15 protein-coding genes and 1 riboswitch are annotated in these 16,510 nt (G+C 60.9%); of the genes, 3 read left to right on the forward strand and 12 right to left on the reverse strand.

The genetic code is table 11. The features are described 5' to 3' along the window. Window positions 1-42: 42 nt before the first annotated feature. Window positions 43-1,137 (reverse strand): 2'-deoxycytidine 5'-triphosphate deaminase, encoded by a 1,095-nt coding sequence (locus tag PH562_RS20590; RefSeq protein ID WP_069611245.1) that lies wholly within the window; start codon window positions 1,135-1,137, stop codon window positions 43-45. Window positions 1,138-1,209: 72 nt separating this feature from the next. Beyond that, window positions 1,210-1,288, forward strand: a riboswitch (SAM riboswitch). Between the two features lie 43 nt (window positions 1,289-1,331). On the opposite strand from PH562_RS20590, the gene PH562_RS20595 reads away from it, so the two are divergent. Beyond that, window positions 1,332-2,519: an O-succinylhomoserine sulfhydrylase gene (locus tag PH562_RS20595; RefSeq protein ID WP_285175408.1), complete on the forward strand. Its 1,188-nt coding sequence runs from the start codon at window positions 1,332-1,334 to the stop codon at window positions 2,517-2,519. Between the two features lie 79 nt (window positions 2,520-2,598). Here the strand turns inward: PH562_RS20595 and PH562_RS20600 are convergent, their stop codons facing one another. Continuing rightward, window positions 2,599-3,312, reverse strand: a complete 714-nt coding sequence (locus PH562_RS20600) for a DNA helicase (protein ID WP_285175409.1) — start codon at window positions 3,310-3,312, stop codon at window positions 2,599-2,601. Window positions 3,313-3,925: 613 nt separating this feature from the next. Between PH562_RS20600 and apaG the strand changes: the two genes are divergently transcribed. Continuing rightward, window positions 3,926-4,318 carry a Co2+/Mg2+ efflux protein ApaG gene (gene apaG / locus PH562_RS20605; RefSeq protein ID WP_113229412.1) on the forward strand — a complete coding sequence of 131 codons (393 nt, stop codon included), beginning with the start codon at window positions 3,926-3,928 and terminating at the stop codon, window positions 4,316-4,318. Window positions 4,319-4,324: 6 nt separating this feature from the next. Here apaG and PH562_RS20610 read toward each other — a convergent pair whose 3' ends face one another. From PH562_RS20610 to PH562_RS20620, 3 genes are all read right to left on the reverse strand, one after another. Beyond that, window positions 4,325-5,314: an Hsp33 family molecular chaperone gene (locus tag PH562_RS20610; RefSeq protein ID WP_113229379.1), complete on the reverse strand. Its 990-nt coding sequence runs from the start codon at window positions 5,312-5,314 to the stop codon at window positions 4,325-4,327. A 158-nt stretch (window positions 5,315-5,472) separates the two neighbouring features. Then, window positions 5,473-6,390 (reverse strand): ornithine carbamoyltransferase, encoded by a 918-nt coding sequence (gene argF, locus PH562_RS20615; RefSeq protein WP_285175410.1) that lies wholly within the window; start codon window positions 6,388-6,390, stop codon window positions 5,473-5,475. 73 nt (window positions 6,391-6,463) lie between these two features. Continuing rightward, the gene (locus PH562_RS20620; RefSeq protein ID WP_285175411.1) at window positions 6,464-7,663 is read right to left on the reverse strand and encodes an aspartate aminotransferase family protein; all 1,200 of its coding nucleotides are present in this window, start codon (window positions 7,661-7,663) and stop codon (window positions 6,464-6,466) included. Window positions 7,664-8,087: 424 nt separating this feature from the next. Here PH562_RS20620 and PH562_RS20625 point away from each other — a divergent pair, with 424 nt between their 5' ends. Then, window positions 8,088-8,615, forward strand: a complete 528-nt coding sequence (locus PH562_RS20625; RefSeq protein WP_113229382.1) for a GcrA family cell cycle regulator — start codon at window positions 8,088-8,090, stop codon at window positions 8,613-8,615. 192 nt (window positions 8,616-8,807) lie between these two features. Here the strand turns inward: PH562_RS20625 and phoB are convergent, their stop codons facing one another. The 7 genes from phoB to phoR form a co-directional block, all read right to left on the reverse strand. Beyond that, window positions 8,808-9,491: a phosphate regulon transcriptional regulator PhoB gene (gene phoB / locus PH562_RS20630; RefSeq protein ID WP_004128368.1), complete on the reverse strand. Its 684-nt coding sequence runs from the start codon at window positions 9,489-9,491 to the stop codon at window positions 8,808-8,810. Window positions 9,492-9,522: 31 nt separating this feature from the next. Beyond that, a complete protein-coding gene (gene phoU, locus PH562_RS20635) occupies window positions 9,523-10,236 on the reverse strand; it encodes a phosphate signaling complex protein PhoU (RefSeq protein WP_015338719.1) in 714 nt (237 codons plus the stop codon). A gap of 51 nt (window positions 10,237-10,287) precedes the next feature. Next, window positions 10,288-11,103: a phosphate ABC transporter ATP-binding protein PstB gene (gene pstB / locus PH562_RS20640; protein WP_285175412.1), complete on the reverse strand. Its 816-nt coding sequence runs from the start codon at window positions 11,101-11,103 to the stop codon at window positions 10,288-10,290. Between the two features lie 15 nt (window positions 11,104-11,118). Beyond that, window positions 11,119-12,420, reverse strand: a complete 1,302-nt coding sequence (gene pstA / locus PH562_RS20645; RefSeq protein ID WP_285175452.1) for a phosphate ABC transporter permease PstA — start codon at window positions 12,418-12,420, stop codon at window positions 11,119-11,121. A gap of 29 nt (window positions 12,421-12,449) precedes the next feature. Further along, entirely contained in the window at window positions 12,450-13,931 is a 1,482-nt protein-coding gene (pstC, locus tag PH562_RS20650; RefSeq protein ID WP_285175413.1) for a phosphate ABC transporter permease subunit PstC, read from the reverse strand. A 62-nt stretch (window positions 13,932-13,993) separates the two neighbouring features. Beyond that, complete coding sequence (locus tag PH562_RS20655) at window positions 13,994-15,013, reverse strand: substrate-binding domain-containing protein (RefSeq protein WP_483315366.1); 1,020 nt, start codon at window positions 15,011-15,013, stop codon at window positions 13,994-13,996. Between the two features lie 200 nt (window positions 15,014-15,213). Next, window positions 15,214-16,440, reverse strand: a complete 1,227-nt coding sequence (gene phoR / locus PH562_RS20660) for a phosphate regulon sensor histidine kinase PhoR (protein WP_285175415.1) — start codon at window positions 16,438-16,440, stop codon at window positions 15,214-15,216. Between the last annotated feature and the right edge of the window lie 70 nt (window positions 16,441-16,510).

Raw genomic sequence — 16,510 nt, forward strand, 5'->3', positions numbered from 1 at the left:
TCCAACAGTTGGCGGCCTCTGTCAAGGCCGGTTGGTGGACGCCTAGAGCCGGAAGTGCTTCGAGAGCTTCAGGCCCTGTGCCTGATAGTTCGAGCCGAGGCCGGAGCCGTAGAGGCTGCTCGGCTGTTCCAGCATATGTTCGTAGATCAGGCGGCCGACGATCTGGCCGTCTTCCAGGATGAAGGGCACTTCGTGGCTGCGCACTTCCAGCACGGCGCGGCTGCCGCGGCCACCCGCCGGTGCATGGCCGAAGCCGGGATCGAAGAAACCGGCGTAGTGGACGCGGAATTCGCCGACCAGCGGATCGAAAGGCGTCATTTCGGCGGCAAAATGCGGCGGCACATGCACCGCTTCGCGCGAAACGAGGATATAAAACTCATCCGGATCGAGGATCAGCTCGGTGCGGCCGCGGCTATAAAGCGGCTCCCAGAAATCGAAAATATCGTGCTGGGCCTTCTTGTCGACATCGACAACGGCGGTGTGGTGCTTGCCGCGATAGCCGATCAGCCCTTCCTTGTCGCCGGCAAGATCGATCGACAGCGCGATGCCGCCGCCGGTGATATTCGGCTTCTTACTGGCGACAAGAGTCTCGCTCTCGTGCAGCGCCAGCAATTCCGGTTCGGTGAGCAAGGCCTGGCCGACGCGGAAGCGGATCTGCGACAGGCGCGAGCCGCGGCGCACGACGATCGGGAAGGTGCGCGGGCTGATTTCAAGATAGAGCGGGCCGGAATAGCCGGCCGGGATCTTGTCGAACTCCTGCGCCCGGTCGGTGATGACACGGGTGAAGATGTCGAGCCGGCCGGTCGAGCTCTTCGGATTGGCCGATGCGGACATATCTTCCGGCAAGTCGAGGCGCTCCATCAACGGTACGATATAGACGCAGCCCGTTTCCAGCACCGCACCTTCGGAGAGATCGACCACATGCAGCTTCAGCCGGTCGAGTTTGTCGGCGACCAGATGCGACGGGCCGGGCATGAAGCTGGCACGAACACGGAAGGCATGCGAGCCGAGCCTGAGGTCAAGGCTTGCCGGCTGGATCTGATCGACGTCCAGTTCTCTCTCGCTCGTCAGCCGCCCCGTTTCAAACAGTGCTGCGATGGCCCGGTCGGCCAGAATTCCAGTATTGCGAGCCATCATGCTTCTTTCATAATTTGCCGCAGACAAAACCAAACTCAGGGAATTGACGCAAGCCGTCAACGGCAGTATTGCAACTTATCCCGTGGTGATTTGGCCGGTCGGCTTGCAGCCACGTTAAACAAATGGCTAAAAAGACCGGGGTTGAACCGGTCTGCTTTTGCGACCGGTTTTTTTGTTTTGAAAGTGGTGATGGCATGAGCAAGACTTGGCGCCCCGCAACCCAGCTCGTACACAACGGAACGCTCCGTTCGCAATTCGGCGAGACCTCCGAAGCAATCTATCTGACCCAGGGCTTCGTTTACGACACATCGGAAGCGGCGGAAGCACGCTTCAAGGGTGAAACGGATGGGTTCATCTACGCCCGCTACGGCAGCCCGACCAACGACATGTTCGAGAAGCGCATGTGCGCTCTGGAAGGCGCCGAAGATGCTCGCGCCACGGCGTCCGGCATGGCCGCCGTTTCCGCAGCCATCCTCTGCCAGCTGAAGGCCGGCGATCATATCGTTGCCGCCCGCGCGCTCTTCGGCTCCTGCCGTTGGGTGGTCGAGACGCTCGCGCCGAAATATGGCATCGAATGCACGCTGGTCGACGGCCGCTTCACTGAAAACTGGGAAAAGGCCATCCGCCCGAACACCAAGGTCTTCTTCCTCGAAAGCCCGACCAACCCGACGCTGGAAGTGGTCGATATTGCCGCTGTCGCCAAGCTCGCCAACCAGATCGGCGCCAAGGTCGTGGTAGACAACGTCTTTGCAACGCCGCTCTTCCAGAAGCCGCTGGAACTCGGCGCGCATATCGTCGTCTATTCCGCCACCAAGCATATCGACGGCCAGGGCCGTTCGCTCGGCGGCGTCATCCTTTCCGATAAGCAGTGGATCGACGAGAACCTGCAGGACTATTTCCGCCACACCGGCCCAGCCATGTCGCCCTTTACCGCCTGGACGCTGCTGAAGGGCATCGAGACGCTGCCGCTGCGCGTCGCGCAGCAGACGGCGAATGCCTCCAAGGTTGCCGATTTCCTCGCCGAGCAGACCAACAAGGTCGCCCGCGTGATCTATCCCGGCCGCAAGGACCACCCGCAGGCCGATATCATCGCCAAGCAGATGAGCGGCGGCTCGACGCTGGTCGCCTTCGAGCTCAAGGGCGGCAAGGAAGCGGCCTTCAAGCTGCAGAACGCGCTTGAAATCGTGAAGATCTCCAACAACCTCGGCGACTCGAAGAGCCTGATCACCCATCCGGCCACCACGACGCACAAGAACCTCACCGACGAGGCCCGCGCCGAGCTTGGGATTTCGCCGGGCACCGTGCGCTTCTCCGCCGGCATCGAGGACGGCGCCGATCTGATCGAAGATTTCGCCCGCGCGCTCGAGCAGGTTTCCGCCTGATATTGATCGAGCCGCCCGGAGAAAATCCGGGCGGCTCGACCTGCCTCATCGGGCAATCTCGCGGGAAATGGGCAGCTCGTCAGCTGGCAGCCTTGAACTCGACCAGGCCGTTGTTCAGGAAGACCATCTTGTCGAACAGCGTCAGATCCAGCGGATTCGGCAGGCGAATATCCGAGAGATCGGGCACTGGTTTCAGCGCCGGATCGTAGGAGCGGTCGATCTGCGAGACGAAGACGACGATTACGCCTCTGTCGCGCGCAAAGACCTTCAACGCCCGAACCTGGATCATCACATCGGGTTTTTCCCGCTTCTGATCCAGCAGCTGCAGATAATCGACCACTGCCAATGTACCGGGCGCCGCCGCAGTCAGCCTTTCGACGATATAGTCGGCGCTGATGGCATCCGAATTGTCGAATTCGAATAGATCAGCAAATTCCGCATGATCGGCACCGATCACCGGGAAACGCTCCAGAACGACCTTTTCCGTGTCCTCCAGCGTGAAGAAGACACCGCGATTGCCAGCCTTCATGGCTTCGACGGCGAGCCGCAAGCTCATCAGGGTCTTGCCGTGACCGCGCCGCGCGCCGATCAGCACCAGATCGCCCGGGCTTAAACGCGAATACAGCTCGCCGACTGGCACGGCTGAGCTCGTTTTGCTTGCAAGCAAGCTCCAGCCTTCAAAACCTTCGCCAGCCGCGACGCGATCCAGCGCGGCGTGCAAAGGGATATTCTGCTGGCGGGACAGGAGCCTTGCCTTGCGCTTCAAATGATAAACAGGGGCGGAAAGCCTCATCTAAACCTCCTATTGCGAGCAATGACCGCAACCCCTCCTTATGCCAGGCGCTCAAACAGTCGGTTTGGATATCGACGGCCCCGCATGAAATATACTTTCCCGAATGGAGGGGGGAGGCACGGGCCATGCCAGAATCAGATCATAGCCGAAATCCTCCCGAGAGGGAATCCGGCGCAAGTTCCCTCCGAGGAACATAAAGGAGGGACACGGGGTTTATATGGCCGGGAGGTTTTAATAATTGGCGATCAGATGTGACGCCCGATCCCTGAAGTGCACCAGCAATGGCGGCAAGCGTATCCGCACCCCACAAGCTCTGCCTGCGACAATATGGTAGACAAGACTAAATGACGGGCGAAACGAGATACTTTGAGAAGAAAGGACTAACCTTCTTCATTGGCCGTAATAGCTGGATTTCAGAGCGATCCGTCTCCCCGAGCGAGATTTCATCACGCCGTTCCTTGACGGAATGGATTGGTTATAGGATACCGCTAGATATCCTGCGCTTTGCGGGAGCAGTGGAAAGCGGATAATATGCCGCAGACTTGAAAATGCTGAAACGACAATGGGCTTCGAGGAGCCTCCGGCGCTTCAGAGCAGTGGCAAGGTATCAGGCATGTATCGCGCCCTAACACGCGACATCGAAGTGGTTGTAGAGCCGTTTTATCTGGAGGAGCAATCCGATCCGGACGATGATCGCTATGTATGGGGGTATCGCATCGTCATTTCCAACCACTCGGAGCGGGCCGTGAAACTGGTGACGCGCTACTGGCACATCACCGATATGAACGGCATAGTGGATGAGGTGACGGGGCCAGGCGTCGTCGGCGAGCAGCCGCATCTGAAACCCGGCGATACCTATGAATATTCCTCCGGCTGCCCGCTGGACACGCCCTCAGGTATGATGTTCGGCCATTACCAGATGGAAACGGACGACGGGGAGCTCTTCCATGTCAAGATCCCCGCCTTCTCGCTGGATACGCCGAACCTGCTGCGCACGCTGAACTGAGCGGCATTACGCCGCTTCTATCTCCGACACTTCGAAGCGATAGGTGGTCGAGCAGAACTCGCAGGTCACGGCGATCTCGCCATTCTCCTGGCTGGCCTCGATCTCTTCGGCCGTGAAGCCCTTCAACACACCCTTCAGCTTGTCGCGCGAGCACGAACAGCGGTCATAGACCGCCTTCGGTTCGTAGACGCGTACGCCACGCTCGTGGAAGAGGCGATAGAGAAGCCGCTCGGTGCCGACTTGCGGATCCGTCAGCTCATCTGCATCGATGGTTTCCACCAGACTGCGCGCTTCCGCCCAGGCATCGTCTTCGGCATGATCGCGCACGCCGGTATCGCCGTCGCCGCCATGCAGGTCGGGCTGGCGCATGCGCTCGGGCGCCTCCGGCAGGAACTGCGCGATCAGGCCGCCGGCACGCCAGCGGTGACGCGGCTTGCCATTCTCGTCGCGATCGAAGAGCTCTGCAGCACCGAGGCGCACGCGCGTCGGGATCTGTTCCGACTGGCGGAAATAGGTGCCGGCGATCTCTTCGAGCGAGGCGCCGTCAAGCGCGACGATGCCTTGATAGGGCTGCGTGAAACGGCCCTGATCGATGGTGAAGGCGAGGACGCCCTTGCCGAGCAGTTGTTCCGGCTCGGTCCTGCCTTCGGCGACTGCCTTTGCCAGCGCTTCTTCGTCGAAACGGGCATAGGCGCGAACATTTTCCGGCGTCGAGAAATCGGCAACCAGAAGGTCGACGGGACCGTCGCCCTTGGTCTGCACCGTGAACTTGCCTTCGAACTTCAGTGATGTGCCGAGCAGGACGGTCAGGACGATGGCCTCGGCCAGAAGGCGTGCAACCGGCATCGGATAGTCGTGCCGGGCGAGGATCGCGTCCAGCAGCGGACCAAGCTGTACGGCACGGCCGCGCACGTCGAGACCTTCCACCTGGAAGGGAACGACATGATCGTCACCGGCGAAATCGAACTGACCCAGCGTTGCGGCATTTTCGGCCATTGCTTTACTCCTGGAGCATGACGCCGAAAAGTGAGAGCGGTTTTCGGGCGCCGTCATGCTCTATTTCTTTGATTCTAGACCGGATTCAGGCCTTAGGTCGCTTCGACCTAAGGCCATCCGGCTCTAGGGCCCGCGCCTCAAGACGCGGTTTGATATCTTCAGATCGCGCCCAGGCACCAAGCAAGAATCGACTTCTGCGCATGAAGGCGGTTTTCCGCCTCATCGAAGACAACGGATTGCGGACCGTCGATCACCTCATCCGTCACCTCCTCCCCGCGATGGGCGGGCAGGCAATGCATGAACAAAGCGTCTTTGCCGGCCTGTGCCATCAAAGCCTTGTTGACCTGATAGGGCTGGAAGACGTTGTGACCGCGTGCCCGGTGCTCCTGATTCATGGAAACCCAGGTATCGGTTACCACGCAATCGGCGCCGGCGACCGCACGGTCTGCATCATGCGAGAGCATGATTTCGGCGCCCTCGTTGCGGGCCCAGTTCAGATAGTGATCCTTCGGCTCAGAACCAAGGGGTACCGCCATATTCATGCGATAGCCGAAGCGCGCGGCCCCTTCGATCAGCGAATGCAGCACGTTGTTGCCGTCGCCCGTCCAGGCGAGCGTCTTGCCCTTGATCGGGCCGCGATGCTCCTCGAACGTCATGATATCCGCCATGATCTGGCAGGGATGCGTATCGTCGGTCAGCGCATTGATGACCGGAACGGTCGCATGTTCGGCCAGCTCCAGCAGGCGCGAATGATCGGTCGTGCGGATCATGATCGCATCGACGTAGCGCGACAGCACCTTGGCCGTATCGCCGATCGTCTCGGCGCGGCCAAGCTGCATCTCCGTGCCCGAGAGGAACAGCGTCTCGCCGCCCAGCTGGCGCATGCCGACATCGAAGGAAACACGGGTTCGGGTGGACGGCTTCTCGAAGATCATCGCCAGCATCTTGCCGGCCAGCGGCTTGTCGGCCGTGCCGGCCTTCTGCGCGTTCTTTCGCACGATCGCGTCGTCGATGATATTGCGCAGATCGGCAGCCGGAACGGCAGAGAGGTCGAGAAAGTGTTTCGGAGAAGCCATGTCCTTACCTGTACTCCAGAAAAAACAATAACGCCCGCGTGGGGCAGGAACGCCCCATCCACGGGCGTTGAATTCAAGCGGATTTCTTGGTGCGGGCAGCGCGCGCACGCTCGGCGGCGCGCTCCAGGCGGGCGAGACCTTCGCGTGCTTCTTCGGCAGTGACGACCAGCGGCGGCAGCAGACGGATAACGTTATCGCCGGCCGGCACACCCAGCAGATGCTCGGCGCGGATCGCCTGCAGCAGCTCCGCCTGCGGGATGGCCGCCTTGACGCCGAGCATCAAGCCTTCGCCGCGAACGTCCTCGATGATGTCAGGAAAGCGATCCTTGAGCGAGGCGAGCCCCTGGCGGAACACCAGCGAGACATCGCGCACATGCTGCAGGAAGCCTTCGGCAAGCACGATGTCGAGAACGGCATTGCCGACCGCCATGGCAAGCGGATTGCCGCCATAGGTCGAGCCGTGTGTGCCGGCTTTCATGCCGGAAGCGGCTTCCGCCGTCGCGAGGCACGCACCGAGCGGGAAACCGCCGCCGATGCCCTTGGCGACCGCCATGATATCGGGCTTGATGCCGGCCCATTCGTAGGCAAAGAGCTTGCCCGTGCGGCCGACGCCACACTGTACTTCGTCGAGGATCAGCAGCAGGCCGTGCTCGTCGCAGATCTCACGCAGCCCGCGCAGGAATTCGTTGGTGGCGGGGCGGATGCCGCCCTCGCCCTGAACCGGCTCGATCAGGATCGCAGCCGTCGCGTCGGTGATGGCAGCACGCACGGCATCGAGATCACCGAACTCCACCTGATCGAAACCCGGTGCTTTAGGCCCAAAGCCCTCGATATACTTCTCCTGGCCACCGGCGGCGATCGTTGCGATGGTGCGGCCGTGGAAGGCGCCCTCGAAGGTGATGATGTGGAACTTCTCGGGATGCCCCTTGGCGAACTGATAGCGCCGCGCAGTCTTGATGGCGCACTCCAGCGCCTCCGCGCCCGAATTGGTGAAGAACACCTTGTCGGCGAAGGTCACTTCCGTCAGCCGCTTCGACAGCTTCTCCTGACCGGGCACCTCATAGAGGTTGGACAGGTGCCAGACCTTGTCGGCCTGGGCCTTCAATTCGGCAACGAGGTGCGGATGGGCGTGACCGAGCGAGTTGACCGCGACGCCGGCTGCGAAATCGAGGTAGCGTTCGCCATTTTCGGTGACCAGCCAGACGCCCTCGCCTCGCTCGAACCGTAGCGGAGCGCGCATGTAGGTGTCATAAAGCGGCGTGGTCTCGGCCATGGCCATATCTCCTGATCACAACTCTAAGGACCGATCGCTTCCATTTGATGAAACGGGTCCGAAAAAATCAAAAATGCCGCCTTGCGGCGGCCTGGGCACTATTGATGTTTTGCACCGCGATGTCAACAAAACTGGCGTTTTAGCAGGTGCGAGATAACGCTTGCGGGCAAAAGAGATAGGTTCGGCGGCGCCTATTGCAGAAATGCCACGCCTGGGCAGCAAGTTGGGGAAAACCTCGAAATCGATTCCTCAAGATTCTCGCGACTCTTGTCACGGAGTCAGCCTCACACTAGGTTAAAAAGCAATTGCTAGACTGCATGCGGCGGAACTAGTCACCACAATTTTAGAGCGTTTCGCGCCTCGTTCCCATGCGAGGCAATGGTGAGGGATTCTGCCATCGGAAACGCGACAGCGGAGACAGGGCATGAATTGGACAGACGAACGCGTCGAGAAGCTGAAAAAGCTATGGTCCGAAGGGTTGAGCGCCAGCCAGATCGCTGCGCAGCTCGGTGGCGTGAGCCGTAATGCCGTCATCGGCAAGGTGCACCGCCTGAACCTTCCCGGCCGAGCGAAGGCGGGCGGCACGGCAACCGCAGCGCGCACGCCGAAGCGCAGCGCAGCTGCACCCCGCGCCGCGACCTACGGATCGCGCGTTGCTACCCGCACGGTCGTCGCCCGCCAGCAGGGCGCAACCATGCTGAAGGAAGAGATCGAGATCGATTCCGTCAATGAAATCCAGTATCGGCCGGCATCGAACGTCGTCGTTCCGATCTCCCGCCGCCTCGGCCTGACGGAATTGACTGAGCGCACCTGCAAGTGGCCGGTCGGCGACCCGCTGAAGGACGACTTCCACTTCTGCGGCAATGACAGCCCGGATTCCTCGCCCTACTGCACCTATCATCAGCGCATGGCATACCAGCCGGTGCATGACCGCCGTCGTAACAACGGCTGAAAGTCACAGCAAGACAATGAGAAACGGGCCCTCGAGGCCCGTTTTTCTATTTCCGCCGCTATTTAAAGCACGTCACGATCTTTCAGATTCGCTTCCTATGCTTTAGGTTTTCCGTCTGGCGCATGTCGTTCTCGCAAAACCGCTACGCACTTTTGCGCGACATGCTTTAGTGATACCCGAGCGGCAAGCCGCTCAGGCTTCCATGGAATAGCCCGCGCCGCGAACGGTGCGGATGACATCCTGCATATTGGAGAAATTGAGCGCCTTGCGCAGGCGGCCGACATGGACGTCGACCGTGCGTTCGTCGACGTAGATATCGTGACCCCATACACCGTCGAGCAGCTGCGAACGCGAGAAGACGCGGCCCGGCGAGGACATCAGGAACTCCAGTAGGCGGAATTCCGTCGGCCCCAGTCGCACTTCGCGGCTCTTTCGATGGACGCGATGGGTTTCGCGATCCAGCTCGATATCGCCGCAGCGCAGCACCGTGGAGAGAACCTCCGGGCGGGCACGCCGCAGCATCGCCTTGACACGGGCCATCAGCTCCGGCGTCGAGAACGGCTTGACGACATAATCGTCCGCGCCGGTCGAAAGCCCGCGCACGCGCTCGCTTTCCTCGCCGCGGGCCGTCAGCATGATAATGGGCAGGCGCTCCGTCTCCGGCCGCATACGCAGCCGGCGGCAGAGCTCGATGCCCGATACGCCGGGGAGCATCCAGTCGAGGATCAGGAGATCGGGGATGCGCTCCTGGAGACGCAGCTCGGCCTCATCGCCTCTGAGGATCGTATCGACCTCGAAGCCTTCGGCCTCAAGATTGTAGCGCAGCAGAACGCTAAGCGCTTCCTCGTCTTCTACAACAGCAACTCTCGGAACCATGCGCCTATGGTCTCCTTTCTTCTCTTCCAGATTATTCCGTCACTGCGCCGACGGTATTGGCGGTATCATCCTTCGGGCGCTCGCCTTCCGGCTGCGCGCCCGTCGCCATGTAATAGATCGTCTCGGCGATGTTGGTGGCATGGTCGCCGATGCGCTCGATGTTCTTGGCGCAGAAAAGAAGATGCGTGCAGGTGGTGATGTTGCGCGGATCTTCCATCATGTAGGTCAGCATCTCGCGAAAGAGCGAGGTGTACATGGCGTCGATTTCTTCGTCGCGTTCGCGGATCGACACGGCCTTGTCGGGCGAGCGGGTCGCGTAGACATCCAGAACTTCCTTGAGCTGGCTCAGCGCCAGTTCGGAGAGATGCTCGATGCCGCGGGCGAGACGGCGCGGGACACCGGTGCCCTGCACGGCGATGACGCGCTTTGCGGTGTTCTTGCCGAGATCGCCGACGCGCTCCAGATCGGAGGCGATGCGGATCGAGCCCATGATTTCGCGCAGGTCGGCCGCCATCGGCTGACGGCGGGCGATGGTGACGATCGCCTTGTCGCCGACTTCGCGCTCGGCATGGTCAAGAACAACGTCGTCGGAGATGACCTTCTGGGCCAGGGCAGCGTCGCTGTTGACCAGCGCGCGTACGCTGTCGCTAACCATCTGCTCTGCCAGGCCGCCCATTTCAGCAATGCGGCGCGTCAGGAACTTCAGGTCTTCGTCATAGGCAGAGAGAATGTGAGTGGAGACCATTTTTCTATCCTCAAGGTGAACTGTGTGAAATGAGCCGCGCGCCTGACATCATCAACCAAAACGGCCCATGATGTAATCCTGCGTGCGGAAATCGTCGGGATTGGTGAACATCTTATCGGTGTCGTTCTCCTCGACCAGGTGGCCGAGATGGAACATTGCGGTACGCTGCGAGACGCGGGCTGCCTGCTGCATGGAATGCGTCACGATGACGATGGTGAAATTCTCCCGAAGCTCGTGGATGAGATCCTCGACCTTGGCGGTTGCGATCGGATCGAGCGCCGAGCACGGCTCGTCCATCAGGATGACCTCCGGGCTGACCGCGACGGCGCGGGCGATGCACAGACGCTGCTGCTGACCGCCCGACAGGCTCGTGCCGGCGTCATGGAGCCGATCCTTCACCTCACCCCAGAGACCGGCCTTCTGAAGACTGCTCTCGACGATATGCTCGAGATCGGCCTTTGAGCGATGCAGACCGTGGATGCGGGGACCGTAGGCGACGTTCTCATAGATGGACTTCGGAAACGGGTTGGGCTTCTGGAAGACCATGCCGACGCGGGCGCGCAACTCCACCACGTCGATGCTGTCGTCGTAGACATCCTGATCGTCGAGCGTGATCTTGCCGGTGACGCGGCAGGTCTCGATCGTATCGTTCATGCGGTTGAGGCAGCGCAGGAAGGTGGACTTGCCGCAACCGGAAGGGCCGATGAGAGCCGTGACCGTATTGGCGCGGATCTTCAGATTGACGTCGAAGAGCGCCCGCTTGTGGCCGTAATAGACCGAAACATCCTGGCCGATCATCTTGTAGGGGATCGTCGTCATCTTCTTGGCCAAGGCTCTTTCGCTGGCGGCTTCCGTCATCATGTTCATTTCGTGCGCCCTCCCTTACCAGCGACGCTCGAAGCGGCGGCGCAGCAGGATGGCGCCGATGTTCATCGCGACGAGGAAGAAGAGAAGCACAATGATGGCGCCGGATGTCCTTTCGACGAACGCCCGCTCGGCTTCGCTCGCCCACATGTAGATCTGCACCGGCAGCGCCGTCGAAGGATCGAGCGGCGATGCCGGATAGTTGGCAACGAAGGCGACCATGCCGATCAGAAGCAATGGCGCGGTCTCGCCAAGCGCATGGGCAAGCCCCAGGATCGTGCCTGTCAGAATGCCGGGCATCGCAAGCGGCAACACATGATGGAAGACCATCTGCATGCGCGATGCACCAAGCCCGAGCGCCGCGCTGCGGATCGACGGCGGCACGGCCCGCAGCGCCGAGCGTGTGGCGATAATGATCATCGGCAGCGTCATCAGGCTCAGCACGAGACCGCCGACCAGCGAGGCCGAGCGCGGCAGACCCATCATGTTGATGAAGACCGAGAGGCCCAGCAGGCCATAGACGATCGAAGGGACGGCGGCGAGATTGTTGATATTGACCTCGATCAGATCCGTCAACCGGTTCTTCGGCGCGAACTCCTCCAGATAGATCGAGGCGGCAACGCCGACCGGCAAGGCAAGCACGAGAACGGTCAGCATCAGGTAGAACGAGCCGATCAGAGCGACGCCGAGTCCGGCGGCTTCGGGCCGGCTCGAATTGCCCCACAGGAAGAGACCGCTGTTGAAGGCCTTGTAAAGCGCACCGCTTTCGCTGAGTTGCTTCATCCAGGCGACCTGGCGGTCGGATATCTTGCGATCCTTCTCATCGACTGTCAGATCGATTTGGCCCTTGTTGGCGGAATCGATATTGGCGCTGGCGAGGAACGTGACCTTCTGCGTCGCCCCTATGATCGAAGGATTGGCGACGACCTTGTCACGCAGTGCGATCCTGGCGCCGTCCGACACCATCGCCGTCGCCTCGCGAACGAGCGCGCGATTGGCCGGATCGATGCCAAGCGCCTTTACAAGCGCATCGCGCACGAGAACCGGATAGTTGGCTGCGATCAGCACCTTCGGATCGCCGGAGCGCTTGGCTGCGGGGTCGATCACCTTCTCGGTGAATTCGATAGGCAGGGTGATCGAGGTCTGAACGAAGGCGGTATAGCCAGTGCGGACCACGGTCGAGACCAGGATGATCAGGAAGATGAGACCGAAGATGACGGCGGTAATCCCATAGGCGCGGAAGCGGCGTTCGGCGGCATAGCGTTTTTTGATACCGATATCGCGGCGCACGGGCACACCCGGCGTCAACCCGCGCGGCATGTTGAGCTGAGAGGAGGATACGACGCCGCTCATTCGTATTGCTCCCTGTATCGACGGACGATGTAGAGCGCGTAGACGTTGAGGCAGAGTGTCAGGCAGAACAGCGTGATGCCGAGAGCGAAGGCGACGAGCGTCTGCGGCGAGGTGAACTCCAGATCGCCGGTCAGCTGGTTGACGATCTTCACCGTGACGGTCGTCATCGGCTCGAAGGGATCGAACTGCATGCGCGCGGCAACGCCTGCTGCCAGCACCACGATCATGGTTTCACCGATCGCCCGCGACGCAGTCATCAGCAGCGCGCCGACGATGCCGGGAAGAGCGGCCGGCAGGAGCACGCGCTTGACCGTTTCCGACCGCGTGGCGCCAAGCCCGAGCGAACCGTCGCGCAGCGAACGCGGCACCGCCATGATGATGTCGTCCGACAGCGACGAAACGTAAGGGATGAGCATCACGCCCATGACAAAGCCGGCGGTCAAAACGCTCTGCGCCTCGATGAAGCTTCTGTAGTTTCCGGTCATCAGCCCGTCGATCTCGGCGGAGATATCGCGCAGGAAGGGGCCGACTGTGACAAGGGCGAAGAAGCCGTAGACGATCGTGGGAATGCCGGCCAAAACCTCCAGCATCGGCTTGGCGATGGAGCGGACGCGAGCCGAGGCATATTCGGCCATGTAGATCGCAGCAAACAGACCGATGGGCACGGCGAAGAGCATGGCCACGAGCCCGATATAAATCGTGCCCGCCAGCAATGGGATCAGGCCGAAGGTGCCTGAGGTCTGAGCGCCGGCGCTGGTGAAGCGCGGGTCCCAGACGGTTCCGAAGAAGAACTCGCTCGCTGGCACCATGCCGAAGAAGCGTGCGGCTTCCGAAAGCATGGAAACGACGATGCCGACCGTCGTCAGCACTGCGATAGAGGAAGCGACGATCAGTGCGCCGAGAATGACCTGTTCCACACGATTGCGGGCTCGAAAGCGCGGGGCAATGGCGCGCAGACCGTAGACCGCGCAGAGCAGCGACAGGACGATCGCCGCCGCCGACATCACCAACCGGCTCACTTCACGCATGCCGTTATACTTGTTGGCGGCATCGATCATGTAGCCAGTGGGGCGAACGGCGAGCGGAACTCCCTTCTGCGCCAGCAGCAACTGCAGATCGGCCTTGCCGCCTGCGACGTCGGCAAGCTCCCGGCTGTCGAGCAGGCGCATGCCGCGGGCGATGCTGCGCACCATGCCGTAGCTGAGATTGAGTTCAGCCGGCGGCAGAGACTGAACCTCGTCGGGAAAGGATTTGGTCACCAGGCGGTCGATGACGATGGGAGTGACGATCAGCCAGGCGCAAACGAGCGCCAAGGGCGGAAGTACAGCCCAGATAGCGGCATAGGCACCGTGATAGCCGAGGCGGGAATGCATTGACGAGGGCCAGCCGCCCGACAGCGCAGCCGCCCTCACCCGCCCCAGCACGAAAGCGGAGGCGCCGAAGACCGACAAGCAGAGCAGCAGCAGCGATACACTCATTCCCGTTCCCCGGCGAACCTCGGCGCAGCGGAAAGCCGCACCGGTGCCCGACCCTTCAGCACTTACATGATCTTCCCGCCCGCAAAATCCCTGCGGATCTGGTCGCGCTCAGCATCCGGTGCCGGCACGAGGCCATATTCCGCGAGCGGGCCGTCCGGTCCGATCATCTGATCGCTCGTGAAGAAATCGACATATTCCTTGAGCCCCGGGATGACACCCAGATGGGCTTTCTTGACGTAGAAGAACAGCGGCCGCGATACCGGATAGGTGCCGTCGGCGATCGTCTGGCCCGAGGGCACGATGCCGCTGACGGTGGCGACCTTCAGCTTGTCCGCGTTGTTCTGAAAGAAATACAGGCCGAACACGCCGATGCCATGCTTGTTGGCATTGATGCGAGCCAGCGTCTCTGGATAGTCGCCGTCGATATCGACCGCAACGCCATCCTTGCGCACGGCAATGCATTTCTTGGCCTGCTGAGCGGCATCGGAGACTGCTGCCTTGATGACATCGGCCGCGCTGGAAGCCTTGCAGCCGGCGGCAAGCACCTTCTCTTCGAAGACTTCACGCGTGCCGTGCTTCTCACCCGGGATATAGGCGGCGATTTCAAAATCCGGCAGCGACGGATTGATCTCAGACCACTTCTTGTAGGGGTTGGCGACGAGCTTGCCATCGACGACCACTTCGGCAGCAAGTGCCTTGTAGAGATCGAGCGGTTCGAACTTGATGTCGGGATTGCTCTTGTCGAAAGCAAAGACGATGCCGTCATAGCCGATCTTGATCTGCTGGATGTCGGCGACGCCGGCAGCCTTGCAGGCTTCGACTTCGCTGTCCTTGATCGGACGCGACGAATTGGCGATATCGATCGAATCCGTTCCGACGCCCTTGCAGAATTCCTTCAGCCCGGCTCCGGAGCCGCCGGACTCGACCACAGGGGTCTTGAAGTTGGTGAAGGTCTCGCCGAAGGTTTCGGCAACGATCTTGGCATATGGAAATACGGTCGAGGAGCCGGCGATCTGGATTTGATCGCGGGCAGTTGCAGTGCCGGCAAGGGCGGCCGATGCAACCAGCGCAAGAACGGACATTTTCAAAGCATTCAAAACGAATCCCCCTGATGAGCTTTGAAGAGCGCCGAGGTGGAGGCCACATCCACTTTTTCGGCAGTCCATTCTTACTGGCGAAAACACCGCCCTTTTATGTCAGGCGAGTGAAACAATTATGACAGGCTATATACCTGATATAATTTGGATAAATCGCCACCCAAACCTGGGATATGCGGAGGTCGTCAGAAGCGGACCGTAAAGTCGGTTCCCTTTCCGACTTCCGACTTGACGATCAATCTGGCGCGGTGGCGGGTCAGAATGTGCTTGACGATGGCAAGCCCGAGACCGGTTCCCTTCTTGGACCGGCTGTCCTCAACGTTAACGCGATAGAAGCGCTCGGTCAGGCGCGGCACATGTTCTGCGGGTATCCCCGGCCCCTTGTCCGAGATCACGACCTCGACGGCTTGGCCGGCACCGTTCAGCAGCGAAACCTCGACCGACTTGCCTTCCTGGCCGTATTTGCAGGCATTCTCGATCAGGTTCTCGAAGACCTGCACCAGCTCGTCTCGATCCCCCAATACCTCCACCTTGCCCACCGGCAAATGCAGATTGATGGTCACATCGAGATCTCCGGCAAGCGGCAGGAGGGAGTCGCGCACATGGCCGAGCAGAGGTACGAGATCCACCTTCTGATCCGGCGCGATATGCGACTTCAGCTCCAGGCGCGAGAGTGACAGAAGATCGTCGACCAGCCTGCTCATGCGCGTCGTCTGGTCCAGCATGATGCCGAGAAAACGCTGCTGCGCTTTTGGGTCGGCTTTGGCAGGCCCCTGGATCGTCTCGATGAAGCCGCGCAGCGATGCCAAGGGCGTGCGCAATTCATGGCTGGCATTGGCGACGAAATCGGAGCGCATGCGGTCGATGTGGCGCAATTCGGATATGTCGCGGAAGGAGAGCAGGAAGAGAGCATCTTCCTGCTTGTCGATCTCGGGCAGATCTATCGGTGCGATGCGCACGACATAGACGCGCTCCGAAGGCAGGCGCTCGGAATGCTCGATCTGGTTCGGCGTATTGGTCGCGATGGTCTCGCGTACCATGTCGAGCAGACCCGGCGAACGCAGCTTGGAGGAAATATGTGCGCCGATCGGAAAGGCACCGAAGGCTTTTTCGACGGCCATGTTCTGTACCAGCACCGACGCCTCGCGGTCGATGATCAGCACCGGCATGTCGAGTGCCGCCAGTCCGGCAAAAGCGGTGTGCAACAAGGCTTGAGGATCGGCGGGCGCCGTCTCAGCCGGCGGTGGCACGACCACGCGCTCCACCAGGGGCGGGCGAAGCAGCGTGACAATCATGACGATGGCCCAGATCCAGAATACGGCGCCGGTGTTGATGCCTTCGACCAGGGCGAGTGCGGCAATCAGCGTCGCCAGAACCAGGATCGCACTCTCCTGCCGCAGCCGAACTGCCAACCTCCTGACAAATGACCATTCGTCTTCCAACTGCGCCGTCCTTCGCCTGACATCATGGAACGCTGGATTC

The organism is Rhizobium centroccidentale (assembly GCF_030182565.1).
GTDB lineage: Bacteria > Pseudomonadota > Alphaproteobacteria > Rhizobiales > Rhizobiaceae > Rhizobium.